Origin of the sequence: Bartonella sp. CE47NXGY, assembly GCF_042195415.1 — a bacterium.
GTDB lineage: Bacteria > Pseudomonadota > Alphaproteobacteria > Rhizobiales > Rhizobiaceae > Bartonella.
In genome coordinates this window covers 1-582 of sequence record NZ_JBHIOI010000274.1, presented here as the reverse complement: position 1 = coordinate 582, position 582 = coordinate 1, and the positions used below count along the sequence as shown (strand labels likewise).

Below are 582 nucleotides of genomic sequence, written 5' to 3'. Positions count from 1 at the left end.
TAGTATCTCTATAAGCCGTTTCTAACACCGAAAAACCAACTTTTAAACACCAGCGTGATTCACGCCACGGGGGAATTACATCTCAATGAAGGGGAATAAACATGCCACACCGCCCACCTACTATCACGCAACCAGCTATTGCTCGTGCTTTAAGAGAAGCTAAAAAACAAGGATGTGAACTCATAGAAATCAAACCTACAGGGGAATTATTAATTCATATCAATAAAACCATAACACCAACAACGACAGATAATACTTATAGCATTGACGATTTTCCACCACTTGAAAACGAGCAAGAAGACTACGAGACCAGCAAAAGTTGCCCCTCTGTCGACGGTATAAAGTTTTAGCCATGCCAAAACGCCGTCCGCCGCATCTTGTTCGTGAACGTACACGCCATGGTAAAGTTATATGGTATGTACGTATTGGTCATGGACCACGGTTTCGGATTGAAGGAACCTATGGAACGCAAGAGTTTGTTGATAATTATACGCTGGCTATTAAACAAGCTCAAAATGGCTCCTCCAAAACAAAGAGGCGTACCAGACTCACAGAAGGGTCTTTCGATTGGTTGTTGCATCA

At 42.6% G+C, this 582-nt stretch carries 1 protein-coding gene and 1 pseudogene; both read left to right on the top strand.

Annotated features, from left to right (window positions below; translation table 11 throughout):
* Positions 1 to 101 precede the first annotated feature (101 nt).
* Positions 102 to 350: a hypothetical protein gene (locus ACFIL3_RS11070; RefSeq protein WP_015857131.1), complete on the top strand. Its 249-nt coding sequence runs from the start codon at positions 102 to 104 to the stop codon at positions 348 to 350.
* 2 nt (positions 351 to 352) lie between these two features.
* Positions 353 to 582 (top strand): annotated as a pseudogene (locus ACFIL3_RS11065) (integrase); the annotation flags it as partial.